Here is a 21,206-nt window from a genome sequence, read left to right on the forward strand (position 1 = left end):
GGTGCCGCTGGAGTGCCGCGGCGAGCGTGCGCGGCTTCGCGGCTGCGGTCGGGGCGGAACGCCGGGCTGTGGCTCCCGGTCGGCCGGTCGCCGCCGCGCCCTGGCCGCCCTGTGCCCCGTCGCCCGGTGCGGGAGTGGCCCAGGCTCCCGCAGTCCGGGCAGGTGGGTTCGGTGCGCAACCGGCCAACCCGAGGGCGGCGGCGAATCCTAGACCGAGCGCGGAACGGCGGGGTATCGACACGGCAGCGATCATCGCATTCGTACTGCTCTCGGGCCAGCGCGATCGATGGCCGGAGCGCCCGGTGGTCGTCTGCGCGGTCCTGGCCTGACCGGTGCGTGCGCAGCGGCGTGGCCGGAGAGCCGCCGTGTCGACCGCCTACCGTCGGACCAGGGTGTAGCCGTCGTCGTGCCGGCTCACCAGGCCCAGCTCCGTCAGCAGGGCGAGCTTGCGCAACGCCGTGCGGATCGGCACGCCGGCCCGGGCGGCGAGCGCGTCCGCGCCGATCGCACCGCGCCGGGGCATCGACTCGCGCAGCATGGCCGCCTCGTCGTCGAGGACGTCCGTCGGACGGTCCGCGCCCCGGGCGGGTGGAGCCAGGTCCGCTCCGATCCGGCCCACCTCCTCCAGCACGTGCGCCAGCCCGGTCACGAGTCGGGTGCGCTCGTATTCACGGAGCAGTTCGTGCGCGCCGACGGACAGCGCCGAGGTGACGGGGCCGGGCACCACCATCGCCGGTCGTCGCAGGGCGATCGCCCGGTGCATGGTCTGGGCTGCGCCGCTGCGGGCCGCCGCCTCCACCAGCACGCTGCCCCGGGTGCCGGCGGCGATCACCCGGTTACGGATCAGGAAGCGGGGACGCAGCGGCTCCGCACCGGGCAGCCACTCGCTGATCAACAACCCGGTCTCGGCGATCCGGTCGAACAGGGCGGAGTTGCCCATCGGATAGGGGCGGTCCACCCCACATGCCAGCACCGCCACCGTCACCCCACCGGCGTTCAACGCGCCCCGGTGGGCGGCGGCGTCGATGCCGAACGCGCCGCCGGAGACCACCGTCCACTCCCGGTCGGCCAGGCCGTAACCGAGTTCCGTGGCGACGTGTACGCCGTACCCGGTGGCGGCCCGCGCGCCGACCACCGCCACCGAGCGGTCCAGCACCTGGGCCAACGGCCACCCGCCGCGTACCCAGACGCAGAGCGGTGGGGCGGTCTCCCGGTCGACCTTCCGGCTTGCCCCGGGCAGCACCAGCCCTTCCAGGTCGCCCAGCGGGGCGGGCCACTCGTCGTCGTGCGGGGAGACGATCCGCGCGCCGAGCCGGTCGGTGAGCGCCACCGCCTCGGCGGCTGCCGCCCGGGGGTCGCCCGCGTGCAGCCGGGCCGCCACCGCCGCCCGCAACGTCTCGTCGGGTGCCCCACCGTCGAGCAGGAGGTCCAGCGTGGCGACCGGACCGAGCCGGCCCACCAGCCGGTGCACCAACCGGGTGCCCGGCTCGGTCAGCCAGGTCAGTGCCACCCGGGCGTGCAGATCCTCGGTGCTGTTCACACTTCCTCCCCCGTTCTCAGGCCGGTGGCCTCCCGGACGTCCTCAAGATCGGGCCGTGGCCGGCCGTCAAGATCGGCGATCGTCCAGGCGAGCCGGATGATGCGATCGAAGCCCCGGGCCGACAGCGAGCCCCGGTCGAGCCGCCCCCGTAGTTCGGCAGTGGCCTGGGCGGCGAGCCGCCACGGTGGTCGGCGCAGCAGCGGGCCCGGCACCTCCGCGTTGAGCCGGTGCCCGACCGGGGCCCACCGTTCCGCGGCAGCCGCGCGCGCCACCGCCACCCGGGCGGCGACCACCGCCGACGGTTCGCCGTCCGGGTCGACGCCCATCAGTTCGGCCGCCCGTACCGGCAGCACCCTGACCTGTACGTCGATCCGGTCGAGCAGGGGACCGGAGAGCCGGCCGAGGTAGCGCCGTCGCACCAGCGGACTGCACTCGCAGAGCGAGTCGCCACCGGGCTTCGCACAGGGGCAGGGATTGGCCGCCATGATCAACTGAACCCGGGCCGGGTAACGGGTGCTGCCCCGGGCCCGGGTGAGATGGACCTGCCCACTTTCCAACGGCTGGCGCAGCGCCTCCAGGGCTCCTTTGCTGAACTCGGCTGCCTCGTCGAGAAAGAGCACCCCCCGGTGGGCCAGCGACACCGCGCCCGGCCGGGCCAGCCCCGAGCCGCCGCCGACCAGCGACGGCACGGTCGCCGAGTGGTGGGGTGCCTGGAAGGGCGGCCGACGCAGCAACCGGCCGTCAGGTGGCAGTGTGCCGGCGATCGAGTGCAGTGCGGTGACCTCCAACGCGGCCTCGTCGTCGAGCTCCGGCAGGATCGACGGCAGGCGCTCGGCGAGCATCGTCTTGCCGGCGCCGGGCGGCCCCAGCAGACAGAGGTGGTGCCCGCCGGCCGCCGCCACCTCCAACGCCCGCCGGCCCAGCCCCTGCCCGGCGACGTCGGCGAGATCCGGCCCGGACGGCGTCCCGGCGGGAGCAGCCGGCGGCGGCTCCAGCAGGGGAGCGCCGTCCCGGACGAAGGCGACGAGCCGGTGCAGGGTGTCGACGGCGCGCACCTTCACCCCCGGGATCACCGCCGCCTCCGCCGCGTTTCCCACCGGCACGACCACCCGGCCCAGCCCGGCGCGTACCGCCGCGGTGACCATCGGCAGCACGCCGCGGACCGGGCGGACGGTGCCGTCGAGCCCCAACTCGCCCAGGACCACCACCCCCTCCATCGGCAGCAGCGGCAGCTCACCGGCGGCACCGAGCAGGGCGACCGCGATGGCCAGGTCGAACGCCGAGCCGTACTTGGGGAGCGTGGCGGGAAGCAGGTTGAGGGTGATCCGGCGGTTGGGCCAGCGCTGGCCGGAGTTGACCACGGCGGCGCGGACCCGGTCCCGGGCCTCGTGCAGGGCGGTGTCCGGCAGCCCCGAGATGACCACGGCCGGTAGCCCGGGGGAGAGGTCCGCCTCCACCTCGACCAGGTGGCCGGTGACCCCCACCAGGCCGACCGCGTGCACCTTGGCGTAGCTCACCGTGCCACCCCCGCCCCCGGCCGCCCGGCGTGGTGCCGGATGACCCGACGGGCGCGGTGACGGGCCAGGGCCGGCCGGACGCGGTGGCCAGTCGGGGCCGACCGGACGCGGTGGCCAGTCGGGGCCGACCGGGCGCGGTGGCGGGCCAGGGCCGACCGGGCGCGGTGGCGGGTCGGGATCATCAGAAGGCCCCCTTGAGGTGCTCGACCTGTGCCGGGCCGGCCGGCGGCAACCGGACCGACAGGACGTCGAAACGCACCTCGTCGGTGGTCGTCCCGGTCTCGGCCAGCCAGCGGGCGGCGAGCCCCCGCAGCCGTCGGGCCTTGGCCGGGACGACCGCCTCGGCGGGGCTGCCGTAGGCGTCGCCGCGTCGGGTCTTCACCTCGCAGAAGGCGAGGACCGGGCCGTCCCACGCGATGACGTCGATCTCACCTTCGCGGCAGCGCCAGTTGCGGGCCACCGGGCGCAGCCCGGCCCCGATCAGATGCCGTACGGCGCACCTCTCGCCGTACGCGCCGATCGCCTGGTTCCGCTTCGTCATGCCCGTCAGGCTGCGGGTGGGGCGGGGGTGGGCGCGACATCCGAGGCCGCACCTGTGGACAACTCGACGCCCTGTGGACGAGCGGACGATCAAGGCCCAGACCTGCTATGTGATCTGCTGATGCCCTGCTCCCGGGGGGTGGCCGGCGATCGTCCGTCGACCCGTCCGATCGGTCCCGTGCGCCGGTACGACCTGCGAATGGCGCCGGGCGGGTCGGTCGCATACGGTGCCGGACGTGGACGCACGACGGAGCTACCCCGAAGATCAGGAGTCACGCTGGTACCCGGCCGGCCGGGAACGCGCGTACGACGACTCCGACTGGCGGACGGCGAGCGGGGTGCGCCGGCGCGACGACGAGGCCCGCACCCCCGACCAACGAGCTGCCGAGGAAGGCCGGTACGGGGACGCCAGCCGTTTCGACTCGGGACGCCTCGACACGGCTGATCCCTTGGGTGCCGCCGGGGGCGAGAGCACCGGATACCGGCCGACCCGGTCCCGCCGGGACGACCCGGATGTCTCCGGCGAACTGCCCGGTGACCGGGTGGGTCGACGCGCCGCCCGCGAGGCCGCAGTCAGTGGCGTCGGCCCGCTCGGGGACACCGGTGCGGGCCCGCTCGGCGGCATCCCGGTGCGGGGCGTGGGCGACACTGGCACCGGCCGCCTGTCCGACACCGGTATTGGCCGGGGCGTTGGCGACACCGGCACCGGCCGGCTGTCCGACACCGGCACCGGCCGGCTGTCCGACACCGGTACCGGCCGCCTGGCCGACACCGGTACCGGCCGCCTGGCCGACACCGGTACCGGCCGCCTGGCCGACACCGGTACCGGCCGCCTGGCCGACACCGATACCGGGCGGCGTGTCGGCGATACCGGTACGGGTCGGTTGGGTGGTACAGGGGGTGGTCGGCTCGGCAGCGGTGACAGTGGCACCGGCCGGTTCACCGCCGATTCCGGACTGTTGGGGGTCAGCGGGGTCGGCCCGCTGGCGGGGACCGATCCGGTCCGGCCGGCGGCGCTGGGCAACTACCCGATCGTCGAACCCACCCGACCGGCGGAGCCCTCCCCCCTGGAGGTGCCGACCGGCCCGATGGTGCCGGTCACGCCGCGGGCGGATGACCTGGCCAGCCCGGACGGGGCGTACCGCACGGGTGGCCCGACCTCCGACGGCGTGTACCGCACCCGGCGGCCGGCGCTGGCGGTGCTGCTGGGGTTGTCGGCCCTGGTCTTCGAGGTTCCCGCGCTGCGGGTGCTGCTGCACGGACTCACCGGTGACCCGGTCTCGGCGTCGCACGTCGTCGTGGGCACCTTCCTGGTGATCGGGTTGCCGGTCTTCGCCGGCGGCCTGTACGGGCTGCGCACCGGTGGCCTGGCGATGGCCGACGGGGCCCGGGGCTGGCTGCGCCCGCCGACCGCCTACCTCACCGTCGGGCTGGTCCTCTTCCTCGCCGCCGCCCTCGCCGCCCGCTGAACCGCCCCCGGACCGCCCCCGGACCGCCCCTGAACCGCCCCCGGACCGCCCGTCGAACGGCGGCCTGCGGAGAACCGTCACCGTCCCCGACCCGCTGGACCCCCGTCGCCTGCCGACACCTCGGCACCCACCCGATCCAACCCGAGACCCGAGACCGGGAGCCGGGAGCTGAGCCCGAGAGCCGAGAGCTGGGGGCGGGAACCGGATGCGCGGCTGGATGGTGGGGCGGGGGTCGGGTGGCAGGGCGGGGGCGTACACTGGCCTCTTGGCGACCGCCTCGGCGGTCGACCTCGCGTGCCCTCTCCACGTCTCGTCGTGGGGCGACGGCCTCCCTGGTCCCGATCTCCTTCGGGCCCACCATGGGCCGGCGACCAGGCACCAGGACGCCCGGCCACCGGCCGGGCGTGACAACCAGGGATCTTGAGGAGTACCCCACCATGGCCGTCGTGACCATGCGTCAGCTGCTGGAGAGCGGTGTCCACTTCGGGCACCAGACCCGGCGCTGGAACCCGAAGATGAAGCGCTTCATCATGACCGAGCGCAACGGCATCTACATCATCGACCTGCGCCAGACCCTCGACTACATCGAGAAGGCGTACGACTTCGTGCGCAACACGGTGGCCGAGGGCGGCAGCATCCTGTTCGTCGGCACCAAGAAGCAGGCTCAGGAGGCCATCTCCGAGCAGGCCACCCGGGTCGGCCAGCCGTACGTCAACCACCGCTGGCTCGGTGGCATGCTGACCAACTTCCAGACGGTGTACAAGCGGCTCCAGCGGATGAAGGAGCTTGAGGCGCTCGGTGACCTGACCGGCACCGCCGCCGGCTACACCAAGAAGGAGACCCTGCAGCTGTTCCGCGAGAAGACCAAGCTCACCAAGACCCTTGGTGGCCTGCGGGACATGCAGAAGCTCCCGGCCGCGGTCTGGATCGTCGACACCAAGAAGGAGCACATCGCCGTCGACGAGGCCCGCAAGCTGGGCATCCCGGTGATCGCGGTGCTGGACACCAACTGCGACCCGGACGAGGTCGACTTCCCGATCCCGGGCAACGACGACGCGATCCGCTCCGCCGAGCTGCTGACCCGGGTGGTGGCCGCCGCCGTCGCCGACGGTCTGATCGCCCGGTCCGGCCGTCGTCGTGGTGGCGACGAGAAGCCGGAGGCGGGTCAGGTCGGCAGCGACGAGCCGCTGACCGAGTGGGAGCGTGAGCTGCTGGAGCCGAAGAAGGCCGACGAGCAGCCCGCCGCCGCCGAGCAGCCGGCCGCCGAGCCTGCCGCCGCCGAGCAGCCTGCCGCCGAGCAGAAGCCGGCCGAGCAGCCGGCGGCCGCCGCCGCCGAGTGACCCGTACCGCCGGATCCCCGCCGCTCGTCCGGGCGGCGGGGTCCGGCGGTCACCGCCGGGCGCATCCGGCCTGTTCCGGGTAGCCGGCATCCCAGACCACCCACCGCAGACTCAACACCCGAAGAGAGAGTCATGTCCAACTTCACCGCCGCGGACGTCAAGAAGCTCCGCGACCTCACCGGCGCCGGCATGATGGACTGCAAGAAGGCGCTCACCGAGGCTGAGGGCGACTTCGACAAGGCCGTCGAGATCCTGCGCGTCAAGGGCGCCAAGGACGTCGGCAAGCGGGCCGGCCGGACCGCCGCCAACGGCCTCGTCGCGCACTCCGGCAAGGCGCTGCTGGAGCTCAACTGCGAGACCGACTTCGTGGCCAAGACCGACGCGTTCGTCGCGCTGGCCCAGCAGCTGGTCGAGCACGGTGAGCGCAGCGGCGTCGGCACCGCCGAGGAGCTGCTCGCCACCGAGCTGGACGGCAAGACCGTCGCCGACCTGATCCAGGAGCAGTCCGCCAAGATCGGCGAGAAGCTGGTGCTCAACCGCTTCGCCAAGCTCGACGGCACCGTCGCGGTCTACCTGCACCGCAAGAGCCAGGACCTGCCGCCGGCCGTCGGTGTGCTGGTGGAGTACAGCGGCAAGACCGACGAGGCCGGCGACGCCGACGCCCGGGGCACCGCCATGCAGATCGCCGCGATGCGGCCGAAGTACGTCACCCGTGACGAGGTGCCGGCCGAGGTCGTCGAGTCCGAGCGGCGCATCGCCGAGCAGACCGCCCGCGAGGAGAACAAGCCCGAAGCGGCCCTGCCGAAGATCGTCGAGGGTCGGGTGAACGCCTTCTTCAAGGACTACGTCCTGATCGAGCAGGCGTCGGTCTCCGACAACAAGAAGACCGTCAAGCAGGTGCTGGCCGAGGCCGGCATCGAGGTGACCCGCTTCGTCCGGTTCGAGGTCGGCCAGGCCTGAGCCGCCACCGTCCGGGCGCGCGTGCCGCGCCCGGACGGGCACGCAACGTCGACGAGGAGGCCGCAGGTGTACGCGACAGGCACCGCGGCCTCCTCGTCGCATAGGGTCGGCAACGGGCAGGTACGCGGTGACGCGGCGCGGTCGACGCGCACGCGGGAGGGGCGGGGCGGATGACACAGGTTGTGAACGACCGGAGCCTGGAGGCGGACGACCCGACGGCGCCGCCGGCCGGCCGCGCCCGCCGGGTGGTGCTGAAGCTCTCGGGTGAGGTCTTCGGCGGTGGGGCGATCGGTGTCGACCCGGACGTCGTGCAGGCCATCGCCCGGCAGATCGCCACCGTGGTCCGCCGTGGTGTGCAGGTCTCCGTGGTGGTCGGCGGCGGCAACTTCTTCCGTGGGGCGGAGTTGCAGAAGCGCGGCATGGACCGGGCCCGCGCCGACTACATGGGCATGCTGGGCACGGTGATGAACTGCCTGGCGTTGCAGGACTTCCTGGAGAAGGAGGGCATCGAGACGCGGGTGCAGAGCGCGATCACGATGGCCCAGGTCGCCGAGCCGTACATTCCGCTGCGGGCGATCCGGCACCTGGAGAAGGGACGTGTGGTGATCTTCGGTGCGGGCGCCGGGATGCCGTACTTCTCCACCGACACGGTGGCCGCCCAGCGGGCGCTGGAGATCCGCGCCGACGTGGTGCTGATGAGCAAGAACGGCGTGGACGGCGTCTACAGCGCCGACCCGCGGATCGACCCGGCCGCCAGCAAGTTCGACTCGATCACCTTTTCCGAGGTGTTGCAACGCAACCTGCGGGTGGCGGACGCGGCGGCGTTCAGCCTCTGCATGGAGAACGGGCTGCCGATGCTGGTCTTCGGCGCCCAGGGCGAGGACACGATCATCCGGGCCGTCGGCGGCGACACGATCGGTACGCTGATCACCGCCTGACCGGTCCCGGCGACCCGAGCGGTCCTCCGCACCAGAGCAGCAGCTTCAGCCCACGACGAGCAACAGAAGGAGGCGAGGAGACCGGTGATCGACGACACCCTCCTCGAGGCCGAGGAGAAGATGGAGCGTGCGGTCGAGCACGCCAAGGAGGAGTTCGGCGCCATCCGTACCGGTCGCGCCAACGCCGCCATGTTCTCCAAGGTCATCATCGACTACTACGGCACGCCGACCCCGCTGCCCCAGATGGCGTCCATCGGGGTGCCGGAGCCGCGCATGGCCATCATCAAGCCGTACGACAACTCGCAGATCAACGCCATGGAGAAGGCGATCCGCGACTCCGACCTGGGGTTGAACCCGAACAACGAGGGCAACCAGCTGCGCATCCTGCTCCCGCAGATGACCGAGGAACGTCGCCGCGAGATGATCAAGGTGGCTCGGCACAAGGGCGAGGAAGCCAAGGTGGCGGTCCGCAACGTCCGCCGCAAGGGCAAGGAAGAGCTGGACCGCCTGGTCAAGGACGGTGAGGTCGGCGAGGACGACGGCCGCCGCGCCGAGAAGGAACTCGACGACATGACCCAGCGTTACGTCGCCACGGTCGACGAGCTGGTCAAGCACAAGGAGTCGGAGCTGCTCGAAGTCTGAGCCCGGCCCACGGCACCGGCGCGTCACCGCTCTGCGGAGGCAGCGCCGGTGCCGTCGTCGTCCGTCGGCCGGACCGCCGGGCCGACGTCCACCGTGCCCGGCTGGCCGGTGCAGTAGGCTCGGCAGGATTCCTGGCCACCGGGCGGTGAACGGCGGGGATCGATCGGTCGTCGGGCCGGTCAACCGGAAGTAGTCACGCGGGTAGGGGATGGTTGTGGTCTTGCGTCATGTGGTGGCACTCGTACCCTCGTCCGGTGCGTGATGTCCCCCCTCGACCCCTACAGCGGCACCGAGCCCCGTGGCTGGGAGCGGTCCGACCGTCCCCCGGCCCTGCCCTGGCCGGAACGGGAGGTCGAACCGTGGTCGCCCCGGCAGTCCGGCCCCGGATTGTCGGCCGGGCCGCAGGCCCCGCTCCGGCCACCGGTGCGTGGCCACGACGAGCCGAACGGCGGGCCGTACGACGAACCGGTCGGTGACCCCTTCGGTGCCGATCACCCGGGCGGGCCGCTCGCCGACGACGCCTCGACCGCGCAGTTCGCCGCGGTGCGCGACGACGACGCCCCGACCGCGCACCTGACGCCGGTGCGCGACGGCGACCTGCCGACCCCCCAGTTCGTCCCGGTCGGTGACGACGGCGGTACCGGGTCGCGCTTGCCGTCGCCCGATGCCGAGGCGGATCCGGAGCCACCGGCCGGTCGACGGTTCCGGGGCCGACGGCGGGCCAGTGCCGACCGGCCGGCCACCCCACTGCCGGCGACCGGGCGGGCCGGCCGTAACCTGCCGGCCGCCATCGGCGTCGGGCTGGGGCTCGGCGCGTTGGTCCTGGTGCCGCTCTTCTTCTTCCTGCCCGGCTTCCTGGCCGTGCTGGCCGGCGCGATCGGGGTGGGCATCTGGGAGATGACCCGCGCGGTCCGGCGCAGCGGAGCGCACCCGCCGCTGGTGCCGCTGCTCGCCGGTGGCGTGCTCACCATCGGGTTGGCCTGGTTCGCCGGGCCGGACGCGCTGAGCCTGGGGCTGCTGGTCACCGTGCTGGGCGCGATGGTCTGGCGGCTGGGTGACGGCCCGGCCGGCTTCCAACGGGACATCACCGCGGCCACCCTGATCGCGGTCTACGTGCCGTTCCTGGGTGGTTTCGCGGCGATGCTCGCGGCGGCTCCGGGCGACGGCCACCTGCGGGTGCTGGTCACCGTGGTCGGCGTGGTGCTCTCCGACACCGGCGGGTACGCCGCCGGGGTGTCCTTCGGTAGGCACCCGATGGCACCCAGGATCAGCCCGAAGAAATCCTGGGAGGGGTTCGCCGGCTCGGTCGCCGCCGCAGCGCTCGGCAGTGCCCTGCTGATCTGGCTGCTCTTCGACGTGGCGCCCTGGTGGGGTGCGGTGTTCGGGATGGCGGTCTCCGTCGCGGCGGTGCTGGGCGACCTCGCCGAGTCGATGATCAAACGGGACCTCGGCGTGAAAGACATGAGCACCCTGCTGCCGGGGCACGGTGGCCTGATGGACCGGCTGGACTCGATCCTGTTCGCCGTACCCACCGCCTACCTGCTGCTGGCGATCCTCGTGCCGGTGGTGGGCTGAGGGATGAATCACGCCGCGCCACCCGGGTGGTCCCCCTGGTGGGGGCCGATTCGGCACCTCCGGACGGGTGGGTCCGGCGACCGGCGTGACAGACTGGACCAGCCATGACGAGCCTGCCTGTGATCCCCGTTGACCCGGACGCCCCCGGCCGCCGCCCGGCGATGCCACCCCGACACCTCGCCGACCTGGACCTGCCGGGCCGGCGGGCGCTCGTCACCGAGCTGGGTGAACCAGCCTTCCGGGCAAAGCAGGTCTCCCACCACTACTTCGGGCGACTGGTGCGCGACCCGGCCGAGATGACCGACCTGCCGGCGGCCACCCGGGACCGGTTGGCCGGGGCGCTGCTGCCCCGGCTGCTCACCCCGGTCCGCGAGCTGGCCTGCGACGACGGGGCCACCCGTAAGGCGCTGTGGCGGTTGCACGACGGGTCGCTGGTGGAGAGCGTGCTGATGGGTTACCCGGACCGGGTCACCGTCTGTATCTCCAGCCAGGCGGGCTGCGGCATGGCCTGCCCGTTCTGCGCCACCGGCCAAGCCGGGTTGACCCGCAACCTGTCCGCCGCCGAGATCGTCGACCAGGCGGTCTATCTCGCCGGGGTCGCCGCCTCGGGCGCGGTGGCCGGGTCGCCACCCCGGTTGTCGCACGTCGTGTTCATGGGCATGGGTGAGCCGCTGGCCAACTACTCCCGGGTCGTCACGGCGATCCGGCGGCTGGTCGCGCCGGCCCCGGAGGGGCTGGGTCTGTCGCAGCGGCACATCACCGTCTCCACGGTCGGTCTGGTGCCGGCCATCCGCCGACTGGCCAGCGAAGACCTCGCGGTGACCCTTGCGTTGTCGCTGCATGCGCCCGATGATGAGCTGCGCGACGAACTCGTGCCGGTCAACCAGCGCTGGAAGGTAGCCGAGGTGCTGGACGCAGCGTGGGACTACGCGGCGACGACGGGGCGCCGGGTGTCGATCGAGTACGCGATGATCAAAGACGTGAACGATCAGCCGTGGCGGGCCGACCTGCTCGGGCGGTTGTTGGCCGGTAGGTCGGCGCACGTCAACCTCATCCCGCTCAATCCGACACCGGGTAGCCGGTGGGACGCCAGCGCCAAGCCGGTGGAGCGGGAGTTCGTCCGACGGTTGCGGGAGTCCGGCGTCTCCACCACGGTGCGTGACACCCGGGGGCGTGAGATCGACGGTGCGTGCGGGCAGTTGGCTGCCGCGGTGGACAGTGACATCGAAGCGCCGCGCGGGCGCGACCGGGCGTAGCGGTACGAGACCAGGAGACATAGTGGCGAGTCAGGGTCAGCGTTTCCGGCGTAAGGCGCTCCGCCGGGGCTACAAGGTCGACGAGGTCGACGCCTTCCTGGACCGGGTGGAGGCCACCCTCGCCGGTCAGCCGGTCGGTGCCCCCGTGGCCTCCCAGGAGGTCCACGACGTCGTCTTCCGGGTCCGCTTCAACGGCTATGACGAGTGGCAGGTCGACCTGCACCTGGATCGGGTGGAGCGGCAGTTGGCCGAGCTGGAGGAGCGCGCCGCCCCCGGTGGCCGGGTCGCCGACCCGCGTGGCGCGGACCGGCTCGCCCCGCCGATGCGCGACGACCACCGGGGTATGTCGCCGGTGCCGCAGCCGATGCCGCCCCGCGCGATGCCGGCCCAGCCTGGTCCGCCGGACCGTTACGGCAGCCGCTACGACGAGCCGAGTGGCGCCTTCGCCGTCGGACGTGACGCGCCTCGCGGTGGGTACGACGAGCCGAGTGGCACCTTCGCCGTCGGACGTGACGCGCCGCGCGGTGGGTACGACGAGCCGAGCGGCGCCTTCGCCGTCGGACACGACGCGCCGCGCGGTGGGTACGACCCGCCTCGTGGTGGGTACGACGCGCCGCGCGGCCAGTTGGGCCCGGGCCCCGGCGGGCCGATGGGCCCCGGTCCGAGCGGGCCGATGGGGCACGGTGGCCCACCGCTGCGGGGTCTGCCGGCCGGCCCGGGTAGTGGCTACGGCCCCCCGGACGAGCAGCGCTTCGACGGTTTCGAGGCGGGCCGGCACGGTCGTACCGACATGACTGCCGAGATCCGGATGCCCGAGCGCGACCGGATGCCGGAACGCGACCGGATGCCCGAGCGGGACCGGATGCCCGAGCGCGACCCGCGGGAGATGCGTGGTCGTGGTCCGGGAGGCCCGCCGCCGATGGGTGGCCCGTCGATGGGCGGGCCCGCGCCGATGGGTCCGCCGGCTGGTGGCCCGCCGATGGTGGGTCCGCCGATGGCCGGCCCGCCCGGCAGCGAGCTGTACCGGGTCGACCAGATCCGGCGCAGCTTCCAGGTGCGCCGCTTCGGCAGCGGGTACGACCCCGACCAGGTGGACCGGTTCTTCGAGAGCCTGCTCGGTGGGATGCAGGGCCGTAACCAGATGCCGGTGAACCCCAAGGACCTGGACACGCTGCGGTTCGGGCTGGTGCCCGGTGGTTACTTCGAGGCGGAGGTCGACGCCGCGCTCAAGGACGTCCAGGACATCCTCTTCGGCCGTTGATCCAGCAGATGTGACGAGGGCCCATCCCCGACCGGGGTGGGCCCTCGTACGTCTGTGGGGCGGTGCGTCAGGAGCGCAGCCCGCTGCGGCGCAGCACGGCGTCGCCGATGACGATCGCCAGCAACAGCACGGCCAGGCCGACCAGCCAGATGTCCTCGACCTTGCCCTCGTGGTTGCCGCACAGCATCGCCAGCAGCGCCAACGCGGAGAGCACCGCGCCGATCCGTCCGGCCTTGCGGTGCCCGGGCCTGTGCTGATCTGGCGCGGTTACCGGCTCGCTTCCTGCCACTGTCGGTCCTTCCCTCGCGATCGGATCTCCGGCTAGTCTGGCACGCCCTGCCCCGGCCCCGGTGCGGGGTCCGCCCTGCCGAAGCCCGGCGGACCGGGAAACTCGTGGCGCGCGGCCGGCTGTTGACCAGCAGCGCCCGGGCCGCCGGGGACCGGGCCGACAGGATCGGGGTGCCGGGTGGCCGGGCCGGGCAGGAGTGGGCAGGGCTGGCCGGGGACCGGGCCGAAAGACCCCGGCCCGGTGGGGCGGGTCGGCTCTACCGGCGTCGCGGGCCGTCGACCACACTGCCTCCGGTAGCGTTCGGGCGTACACCTTGATTGTCTGTTTGAGGGGGACTGCGGTGCGAGTGACCGGTACGGGACATGCCAGCATGCGGATCGACACGGCTGCGGGCAGCATCCTGTGCGACCCGTGGGTCAATCCGGCCTACTTCGCCTCCTGGTTCCCGTTCCCCGACAACTCCCTGCTCGACTGGGAGGCCCTGGGCCAGGTCGACTACCTGTACGTGTCGCACCTGCACCGGGACCACTTCGACGCCAAGCACCTGCGGGAGTTCGTCTCGAAGGACGCCACCGTCCTGCTGCCCGAGTTCCCCACCTCGGAGATGGCCGACGAGCTGCGGGCGCTGGGCTTCACGAAGTTCCTGCGGGCCCCCAACGAGCAGGTGGTGGAGCTGCCCGGCGGCCTGAAGATCATGATCCAGGCGCTGACCAGCCCGACCGACGGCCCGATCGGCGACTCGTCGCTCTGGGTGGAGTACGACGGGGTCCGGCTGCTCAACCAGAACGACGCCCGCCCCACCGACCTGACCGTCTTCGCCGAGCTGGGCCACGTGCACGCGCACCTGCTCCAGTTCTCCGGCGCGATCTGGTACCCGATGGTCTACGAGCTGCCGCAGTCGGCGAAGACCGCGTTCGGCAAGCAGAAGCGGGAGCGGCAGTTCGACCGGACCTGGCGCTACATCGACGACCTGAAGGCCGACCACGTCTTCCCGATCGCCGGCCCGCCGTGTTTCCTCGACGACGCGTTGTGGCAGTTCAACGACATTCACGGCGACGAGGGCAACATCTTCCCGGACCAGTCGGTGTTCCTGTCGGAGTACGCGAAGGTCGGCGGCACCAACGGCATCGTGCTGCTGCCGGGCAGCGTCGCCGAGGTGACCACCTCCGGCGCGACCACCACCCACCCGCAGCCGGTCGAGGAGTTCTTCGCGAACAAGACCGCGCACCTGGAGGAGATGCGGGAGCGCAAGCGCCCGGTCATCGAGGCCGAGAAGGCGTCCTGGCGGCACCCCGAGATCGACGTGCTGGCCGGGATGAAACGCCGGATCGAGCCGCTGCTCGACGAGTCGATCTATCTGGCCAAGGGGGTCGGCGGCCCGGTCCGCTTCGACCTGGTCGGCTACGACGGGGACAGCGTCGAATCCATCGTGGTGGACTTCCCCGGCAAGCAGGTCCGGCCGTACGCCGACGAGAAGGTCAGGTACCGGTTCCGTACCGAGCGGGCGCTCATCGAGCACCTGCTCCATATCGACGAGGTGGACTGGGTCAACTCGCTCTTCCTGTCCTGCCGGTTCTCGGCGGCCCGGATCGGCCAGTACAACGAGTTCGTCTACGCCTTCTTCAAGTGCCTGTCCACCGAGCGCCTCCAGTACGCCGAGGGCTGGTACGACGAGCACGAGCGGGCCGTCGACGCCGAGGACATCACCCTGGGTGACTGGGTGGTGCAGCGCCGTTGCCCCCACCTCAAGGCGGACCTGACCCGGTTCGGCATCGTCGACGGCGACCAGCTCACCTGCCAGCTGCACGGCTGGAAGTTCGACCTGCCGTCGGGCCGCTGCCTGACCAGCGTCGGCCACAAGATCCGCGCCGCCCGGGTGGACGCGGAAGCTCCCGCCCCGGCGAACTGACCGGCCGCGCCCGGCCGCTCCCGTCCTCGCTGCCGCCCGATGGGGTGGCGGCAACTGACCCCGTTCCCACCCCGCCATCCCCCGTTTCCGGCGACCATGACGTGGTGCCGGCCCGGCTGACCGGTGCACTCCGGGCACGGTGACGTCAGGACCGACAGGGCGGGTGGGGCGGGGTGGTGGACGAGGAGGAGTACGAGTTCGGGCACCGGCGGGAGAAGGAGCGGGACGCCTCCCGGGTGGAGGCGTTCAGCGACGCGGTGATCGCGATCGTGCTGACCCTGATGGCGGTGGAGCTGCTCCAACTCAGCCCGCAGCGGCCCGAGGGGCAGGATCTGCCCGGGGCGCTGTTCCACGAGTGGCCCGCCTACCTGGCGTACGTGATCACGTTCGTGATCGTCGGTCAGGTCTGGTTGACCCACCACAACATGTGGCGGTACGTCGTCAAGGTCGACCAGCTGCTGCTCGTCCTCAACCTGCTGTTGTTGCTGTTCGTGGCGGCCATTCCGTTCGCGGCCAGCCTGCTCGCCGACAACCTGCGGGGCACCGTCGCCGACCAGCGGTTGACCGCCGCCCTCTATGTCGGCACGGTGCTCGGTGAGGCGCTGTTCTTCAACCTGAGCTGGTGGTGGGCCCGCCGCCGACGGCTGCTCGACCCGGGATTGGATCCCCGGCTGGCCCGCGCCGTGGCCCGCCGCTTCCTGCTCGGCCCGGTCCTGTACGTGGTGGCGTTCGGCATCTCCTTCGTCGACCCGGTGCTCAGCCTCGCGGCGTACTTCCTGCTCACCGGGCTCTATCTGATCCGGGGCCCCGGCGACCTGCCGTCCTCCCGTCCAGCTCCCGCCTGAGCCGGGCAGGCCCGTCACCGCCCGCCCGGACGGCGACGGTGTCACCCGGCCCGCCCGCCCGGCGGCGGTCTCACCCGGCCCGGCCGGACGGCGACGGTGTCACCCGGTCCGCCTGCCGGGACGGGCCGGTGGGCGTCAGCGGCCCAGGTCGGCGAGGATGCGTCGGGCGGCGTTGTGGCCGGCCGCGCCGATCACGCTGCCCGCCGGGTGGCAGCCGGCGCTACCCGCGTACACCCCGTCGATGCCGGTGGCGTACGGCATCCGGTCGGTGAACGAGACGGTGTTGTCGACGTGGTGGATGTGCCCGCCGGTGATGCCGAAGTGCGCCTCGATGCCGGGCGGGGGCAGCGGCACCGCGTCGGCGATCAGGTCACCGGTGCCCGGGGCGTACCGTTCGCAGATCTCCACCAGTCGGGTGACGTAGCCGGGTAGCGCGCTGTCCCAGTCGGTGCCGGCCAGCGTGTAGGGCACCGACTGGACGAACAGCGCCGACGAGTGGTGCCCGGCCGGGTCGGACAGCGACGGGTCGACCGTGGTGTGCAGGTACCACTCGATGGTCGGTTCGTCGGGCAGCCGCCCGGCCTGCACGTCGGCCCACATCGCCCGCAGCGCCGCCATCGGTGACTCGCCGCCGGCCCCGACCAGCGACGCCGACCCGGGCAGCAGGTGGATGGTGGACCCGAACGGGCTGGGCGCGTCGGCCGGCAGGCAGGAGAACCGGGGCAGCCCGGTCAGCGCCAGGTTGAGCTTGAGGGTGGTGCCGGGCCGGCGGACCGCCGCCATCCGCGCGCCCAGCTCCGCCGGGAGCGCGCCGTCGGGCACCAGCTCCATCAGCCGGTACGGGTCACACGCGCCGAGCACCACCTCGGCGGCGACCTCCCGCCCGTCGGCGAGCCGGACGCCCGACGCCGCGCCCCCGGTCAGGGTGACGGCGTCGACCCGGGCACCGGTCAGGATGGTCGCCCCGGCGGCGCGGGCGGCCTCGGCGAAGGTGCGCGAGACGGTGCCCATCCCGCCCTCGGCGATCATCCAGGTGCCGTCCGCGCCGGGCAGCCGGCACATGTTGTGCACCAGGAAGTTGTGGCCGGTGCCGGGGTCGTCCGGGCCGGCGTTGAGGCCGGACAGCCCGTCGGTGACCGCGTACATGCTGACCAGCAGTTCGGAGCGGAAGTCGAAGCGGGCCAGGTAGTCGGCGACGGAACCACGGACCAGGTCGACGAAGACCTGCCGCAGCTCGGGGCGGACGTAGCGTTCGGCGGTCTGCTCCACCGGCAGCGGCTCGGCCAGCCACGCCGGGGCCAGGTCGGCGCGCAGCTGCGCCAGCTCGGCCTGGAGCGCGTCGTCGGCGGCCACGTCGGCGGGGGAGAAGAACTCGGTGAGCTGCCGCCGGGTCGCGGCGGTGTCGCTGCCGAACAGCAGGTACGGCGCTCCGGGCCCGCCCGGGGTGGGCAGGAAGTAGTGCGGGTCCCGGCGCAGCACCGGGATGCGCACGTCGAGGGTGGCGAGCAGCTCCGGCGGCATCAGCCCCAGCAGGTACGACCCGGTGGAGTGGCGCAGCGCGGGCACCTTCGGGAACGGGTTCTCGGTGCGGGTGGCCCCGCCGATCACCTCCGCCGCCTCCAGCACCAGCACGTCCAGCCCGGCGCGGGCCAGCAGGACGGCGGAGACCAGCCCGTTGTGCCCCGATCCGATGATCACGACGTCGGCGCGGGACGGCAGCTCACTCGCATCGCTCATGCCTGGGCAGCCTAGTGCGGCGGGCGGCGTCCGTCTGCCGGCTGGACCGGCGGGGCCGGTTGGTCCGGGCCGGCCCGTCGAACGTGAACGGTTGTTGCGATAGTGGACGGCGATCGCTGCGGGGCCGACACCGGTCTCCGCCGGTCGACGGCCCGGGTGTGGGTGACGGCGGGTCGGTGGGGGTCGACGAGGGGAGAGGTGGATGTTCGCCTGGTGGGGGCGGGTGGTGGTGCGTGCCCGGTGGGTGGTGCTGGCCACCGCCGGGGTGCTGGTGGCCGTCGGGGCCACCTGGGGTGCCGGGGTGTTCGGGGAGCTGACCGGGGGCGGGTTCGACGACCCGTCGAGCGAGTCCAGCCGTACCGTGCAGCGGGTCACCGCCGAACTCGGCCGGCAGGGTGCCGACGTGATCGTGCTCTGGTCCAGCGGCACCGCGTCCGTCGACGACCCGGAGTTCCGCGACCCGGTCACCTCCACCGTGGCCGGGCTGCGCCAGCGCGCCGAGGTGGCCGAGGTGACCACCTGGTACGACACGCCCGCGCCCGCGTTTGTCGCCGAGGACCGGCGGGCCACCTACGCGCTGGTCAAGCTGACCGGCGGTGACGAGGACGCCCGCTCGGCGCAGTTCACGGCGCTGCGCCCCGCGCTGGATGCACCCGGGCTGCGTACCGACGTCGGCGGGCTGGTGGCGTTCCAGGCGGAGGCCACCACCCAGAGCACCGAGGACATCACCCGGGCCGAGTTGCTGTCCATGCCGGTGCTACTGGTGCTGCTCGTGCTGATCTTCGGCGGGTTGGTCGCCGCCGGCACCCCGCTGCTCGTCGGCGGCCTGGCCATCCTCGGCGCATTCGTGGCGGTACGCCTGGTCAACCTGGTCACCGACGTGTCGATCTTCGCGATCAACGTGATCACCCTGATCGGGCTCGGGATGGCGGTGGACTACGCGCTGTTCGTCATCAGCCGATTCCGGGAGGAGTTGGCCGCCGGGCACGGCACCGCCGAGGCGATCCGGCGCACCATCCTCACCGCCGGCCGTACCGTGTTCGTCTCCGGGCTGACCGTCGCGCTCGCCATGGCCAGCCTGCTGATCTTCCCGCAGCCGTTCCTGCGGTCGATGGGCTTCGGCGGGATGGCCGCCGTCCTGATCGCCATGCTGGCGGCGCTCACCGTGCTGCCGGCCCTGCTGGTGGTGCTCGGCCACCGGGTGGACGCGGTGCGCGTACCGCTGCCGTGGCGGCGGGGGACGCGGGGTGACCGGCGGGCGACGGGTGACGAGGGTGGTGCCTGGGCCCGGATCGCGCGCAGCGTGATGCGCCGGCCGGTGCTCTACCTGGTGGGGGTCGCGGTGCTGCTCGCCGTGCTGGCCACCCCGTTCGCGCGGATCACCTTCGGCGGGGTCGACGAGCGGGTGCTGCCGGCCGACGCCGCACCCCGGGTGGTCTCCGAGCGGATCTCCGCCGAGTTCCCCGGCGGCACGATCGCCCCGATCGAGGTGCTGGTCTCCGGGGCTGCGGCCGACGCGGTGCGACCGTTCGCCGACCGGATCGCGGCGCTGCCCGGGGTGACCGGGGTCCAGGTCACGGCGGCGAAGGGGGAGTCGACCCTGCTGTCGGTGAGCTACCCGGGGGAGCCGACCGGCGACGACGCCCGCGACCTGGTCCGGACGCTGCGCGACCTGCCCGGCCCGGCCGGGGCGCAGGTGCTGGTCGGCGGGCGGCCCGCCGCCGACGTGGACCTGCTGGACAGCCTCGGCGACCGGTTGCCGTGGATGGCGCTGCTGATGGCCGGCGCGACCCTGCTGCTGCTGTTCCTCGCCTTCGGCTCGGTGGTGCTGCCGGTCAAGGCGGTGCTGATGAACCTGCTGTCGATCGGCGCGTCGTTCGGCGTGGTGGTCTGGATCTTCCAGGACGGCCACCTGGCCGGTCTGCTCGGTTTCACCTCCACCGGGTTCATCGAGCCGAGCAACCTCATCCTCATGCTCGCGGTGTTGTTCGGGCTGGCCACCGACTACGAGGTGTTCCTGCTCAGCCGGGTACGCGAGGAGTGGGACCGCACCGGCGACAACACCGCCTCGGTCGCCACCGGCCTGCAACGCACCGGCCGGATCATCACCGCCGCCGCGCTGCTGCTGATCATCGTGGTGGCCGGCTTCACCACCGGCGGGATGGCCTACATCAAGCTGATCGGTGTCGGCATGATCGTGGCGATCGTGGTGGACGCGACCCTGGTCCGGGCGCTGCTCGTGCCGGCGACCATGCGGCTGCTGGGTCGGTGGAACTGGTGGGCCCCGGCACCCCTGGCCCGGCTCTGGGCCCGTTACGGCCTGCGCGAGACCGACGACCCGGCGGATCCGCCGACGACCCCGGACACGTCAGCGTCGGCGTCGCCCGTGTCGCCGCCGCCCGCTCCGGCGGCGGGCACCCGGGGTGGGTCGGCGGATGCCTCGGGCTGGTTCGCCGTGGCCGCTGCGGCATCGACGCCTGCGGACGCGCTCCCGGAGCCGGACGTCGACCCCGAGCCGGCGGTCGACCCCGAGCCGGACGTCGACCCGGAGGCGGCGACGCGGCGGGCCCGCCAGCGGGACAACGCGAGGGTGGCCGAGTAGCCGGCCAGCACGATCACGTGGAACAGGTAGAGCCAGAGCAGCACCGCGACGCCGGCCCCCACCGGGTCGAAGCCGCCGAACGGGACACCGAGGTCCAGCGGGAGCGAACAGAACAGCACGAAGCCGTGCAGGAAGCCGGAGAGGTTGGCGGCGGTGAACGAGCCGACCGCCAGCGTCGACAACCAGTCCGGTGAGGCCGGCCCGACCACCCGGAACACCCACATCAGCACCGGGGTGAGCACCAGCCACACCGCCAGGAACGACAGCACGATGCCGAGGGCGGCGACCCAGCCACCCTGCCGGATCAGCCGGGTGGTGGTGGGCAGCGCGATGAGGATCGACAGCAGCAGGGCGGGGGCGGGGGCGAGCAGCGGCAGCAGCAGCAACCGCCCCCGCCAGCCGACCAGCGACTCGTCCGGGTTGGGGGCGACGGCCACCGAGACGAACGCCCGGCGCAGCCCCTCACCGTAGAGCGAGGCGGGCAGCAGGGAGGCCAGCGCCAGCAGCGGGGTCAACTGCACCCCGGCGTTGACCAGCGCGTCCACCGCCTCGGGCGCACCGATCGCGTCCGGCAGCGTCTCCACGGCGTACGCGGTGAGCCGGCGTACCCGGTCCGCGCCGGCCAGCAGCGAGGTCAGCCAGATCGCCAGCAGGGCCACCGGCACCACGGCGATCGCCCCGTAGAAGGTGATCGCGGCGGCGTGCAGGGAGAGGTCCCGCCCGCGTACCGGCCGGAACGCGGCACTGGTGATCCGCTTCGTACGCTGCCATGCGCCCATCGTGGTG

Annotated in this window: 16 protein-coding genes and 1 pseudogene; 11 read left to right on the forward strand and 6 right to left on the reverse strand. The window is 73.0% G+C overall.

Annotation, left to right across the window (positions count from 1 at the left end; genetic code table 11):
- Nucleotides 1–376: 376 nt before the first annotated feature.
- From ACQP2H_RS07190 to ACQP2H_RS07200, 3 genes are all read right to left on the reverse strand, one after another.
- Nucleotides 377–1,540, reverse strand: a complete 1,164-nt coding sequence (locus ACQP2H_RS07190; RefSeq protein WP_219468348.1) for a DNA-processing protein DprA — start codon at nucleotides 1,538–1,540, stop codon at nucleotides 377–379.
- Nucleotides 1,537–3,057, reverse strand: a complete 1,521-nt coding sequence (locus ACQP2H_RS07195) for a YifB family Mg chelatase-like AAA ATPase (protein ID WP_208567181.1) — start codon at nucleotides 3,055–3,057, stop codon at nucleotides 1,537–1,539. The genes ACQP2H_RS07190 and ACQP2H_RS07195 overlap by 4 nt, the downstream gene beginning before the upstream one ends.
- Before the next feature lie 181 nt (nucleotides 3,058–3,238).
- On the reverse strand, nucleotides 3,239–3,598 hold the full coding sequence (locus ACQP2H_RS07200; RefSeq protein ID WP_208567180.1) for a YraN family protein: 360 nt from the start codon (nucleotides 3,596–3,598) through the stop codon (nucleotides 3,239–3,241).
- Between the two features lie 235 nt (nucleotides 3,599–3,833).
- Between ACQP2H_RS07200 and ACQP2H_RS07205 the strand changes: the two genes are divergently transcribed.
- The 8 genes from ACQP2H_RS07205 (at nucleotide 3,834) to ACQP2H_RS07240 (ending at nucleotide 13,038) form a co-directional block, all read left to right on the forward strand.
- Nucleotides 3,834–5,066, forward strand: a complete 1,233-nt coding sequence (locus ACQP2H_RS07205; protein ID WP_433231730.1) for a hypothetical protein — start codon at nucleotides 3,834–3,836, stop codon at nucleotides 5,064–5,066.
- A 437-nt stretch (nucleotides 5,067–5,503) separates the two neighbouring features.
- Nucleotides 5,504–6,406, forward strand: coding sequence for a 30S ribosomal protein S2 (rpsB, locus tag ACQP2H_RS07210; RefSeq protein ID WP_357534537.1), 903 nt, complete (start codon nucleotides 5,504–5,506; stop codon nucleotides 6,404–6,406).
- A gap of 132 nt (nucleotides 6,407–6,538) precedes the next feature.
- Nucleotides 6,539–7,366, forward strand: a complete 828-nt coding sequence (gene tsf, locus ACQP2H_RS07215; protein ID WP_208567177.1) for a translation elongation factor Ts — start codon at nucleotides 6,539–6,541, stop codon at nucleotides 7,364–7,366.
- 170 nt (nucleotides 7,367–7,536) lie between these two features.
- Complete coding sequence (pyrH, locus tag ACQP2H_RS07220; protein WP_219468356.1) at nucleotides 7,537–8,304, forward strand: UMP kinase; 768 nt, start codon at nucleotides 7,537–7,539, stop codon at nucleotides 8,302–8,304.
- 84 nt (nucleotides 8,305–8,388) lie between these two features.
- Nucleotides 8,389–8,946, forward strand: coding sequence for a ribosome recycling factor (gene frr / locus ACQP2H_RS07225; protein WP_219468359.1), 558 nt, complete (start codon nucleotides 8,389–8,391; stop codon nucleotides 8,944–8,946).
- A gap of 261 nt (nucleotides 8,947–9,207) precedes the next feature.
- Nucleotides 9,208–10,521, forward strand: a complete 1,314-nt coding sequence (locus ACQP2H_RS07230) for a phosphatidate cytidylyltransferase (RefSeq protein ID WP_433231735.1) — start codon at nucleotides 9,208–9,210, stop codon at nucleotides 10,519–10,521.
- A gap of 104 nt (nucleotides 10,522–10,625) precedes the next feature.
- The gene (gene rlmN / locus ACQP2H_RS07235) at nucleotides 10,626–11,777 is read left to right on the forward strand and encodes a 23S rRNA (adenine(2503)-C(2))-methyltransferase RlmN (RefSeq protein WP_357534534.1); all 1,152 of its coding nucleotides are present in this window, start codon (nucleotides 10,626–10,628) and stop codon (nucleotides 11,775–11,777) included.
- Between the two features lie 22 nt (nucleotides 11,778–11,799).
- Complete coding sequence (locus ACQP2H_RS07240; RefSeq protein WP_433231738.1) at nucleotides 11,800–13,038, forward strand: DivIVA domain-containing protein; 1,239 nt, start codon at nucleotides 11,800–11,802, stop codon at nucleotides 13,036–13,038.
- A 67-nt stretch (nucleotides 13,039–13,105) separates the two neighbouring features.
- Here the strand turns inward: ACQP2H_RS07240 and ACQP2H_RS07245 are convergent, their stop codons facing one another.
- Nucleotides 13,106–13,327 carry a DUF2631 domain-containing protein gene (locus tag ACQP2H_RS07245; RefSeq protein ID WP_091245943.1) on the reverse strand — a complete coding sequence of 74 codons (222 nt, stop codon included), beginning with the start codon at nucleotides 13,325–13,327 and terminating at the stop codon, nucleotides 13,106–13,108.
- A 340-nt stretch (nucleotides 13,328–13,667) separates the two neighbouring features.
- On the opposite strand from ACQP2H_RS07245, the gene ACQP2H_RS07250 reads away from it, so the two are divergent.
- Nucleotides 13,668–15,236 (forward strand): Rieske 2Fe-2S domain-containing protein, encoded by a 1,569-nt coding sequence (locus ACQP2H_RS07250; RefSeq protein WP_219468373.1) that lies wholly within the window; start codon nucleotides 13,668–13,670, stop codon nucleotides 15,234–15,236.
- A gap of 173 nt (nucleotides 15,237–15,409) precedes the next feature.
- A complete protein-coding gene (locus ACQP2H_RS07255) occupies nucleotides 15,410–16,081 on the forward strand; it encodes a TMEM175 family protein (RefSeq protein ID WP_208567170.1) in 672 nt (223 codons plus the stop codon).
- Nucleotides 16,082–16,216: 135 nt separating this feature from the next.
- Here the strand turns inward: ACQP2H_RS07255 and ACQP2H_RS07260 are convergent, their stop codons facing one another.
- Nucleotides 16,217–17,818, reverse strand: a complete 1,602-nt coding sequence (locus ACQP2H_RS07260; protein ID WP_363820300.1) for a phytoene desaturase family protein — start codon at nucleotides 17,816–17,818, stop codon at nucleotides 16,217–16,219.
- 202 nt (nucleotides 17,819–18,020) lie between these two features.
- Between ACQP2H_RS07260 and ACQP2H_RS07265 the strand changes: the two genes are divergently transcribed.
- The gene (locus ACQP2H_RS07265; RefSeq protein ID WP_433231744.1) at nucleotides 18,021–20,420 is read left to right on the forward strand and encodes an MMPL family transporter; all 2,400 of its coding nucleotides are present in this window, start codon (nucleotides 18,021–18,023) and stop codon (nucleotides 20,418–20,420) included.
- Here the strand turns inward: ACQP2H_RS07265 and ACQP2H_RS07270 are convergent.
- Nucleotides 20,369–21,199: pseudogene (locus ACQP2H_RS07270) on the reverse strand (YhjD/YihY/BrkB family envelope integrity protein); the annotation flags it as partial. The gene ACQP2H_RS07265 and the pseudogene ACQP2H_RS07270 sit on opposite strands and share 52 nt — an antisense overlap.
- Between the last annotated feature and the right edge of the window lie 7 nt (nucleotides 21,200–21,206).

It is taken from the genome of Micromonospora sp. CA-248260 (assembly GCF_050942205.1).
GTDB lineage: Bacteria > Actinomycetota > Actinomycetes > Mycobacteriales > Micromonosporaceae > Micromonospora > Micromonospora antibiotica.

Bases quoted from the DNA above. Each gene is read 5' to 3' on its own strand.
- pyrH (WP_219468356.1), top strand. From the start codon at position 7,537: ATGACACAGGTTGTGAACGACCGGAGCCTGGAGGCGGACGACCCGACG.
- rlmN (WP_357534534.1), top strand. From the start codon at position 10,626: ATGACGAGCCTGCCTGTGATCCCCGTTGACCCGGACGCCCCCGGCCGC.
- ACQP2H_RS07200 (WP_208567180.1), bottom strand. From the start codon at position 3,598: ATGACGAAGCGGAACCAGGCGATCGGCGCGTACGGCGAGAGGTGCGCC.
- tsf (WP_208567177.1), top strand. From the start codon at position 6,539: ATGTCCAACTTCACCGCCGCGGACGTCAAGAAGCTCCGCGACCTCACC.
- ACQP2H_RS07230 (WP_433231735.1), top strand. From the start codon at position 9,208: ATGTCCCCCCTCGACCCCTACAGCGGCACCGAGCCCCGTGGCTGGGAG.
- rpsB (WP_357534537.1), top strand. From the start codon at position 5,504: ATGGCCGTCGTGACCATGCGTCAGCTGCTGGAGAGCGGTGTCCACTTC.
- ACQP2H_RS07260 (WP_363820300.1), bottom strand. From the start codon at position 17,818: ATGAGCGATGCGAGTGAGCTGCCGTCCCGCGCCGACGTCGTGATCATC.
- ACQP2H_RS07265 (WP_433231744.1), top strand. From the start codon at position 18,021: ATGTTCGCCTGGTGGGGGCGGGTGGTGGTGCGTGCCCGGTGGGTGGTG.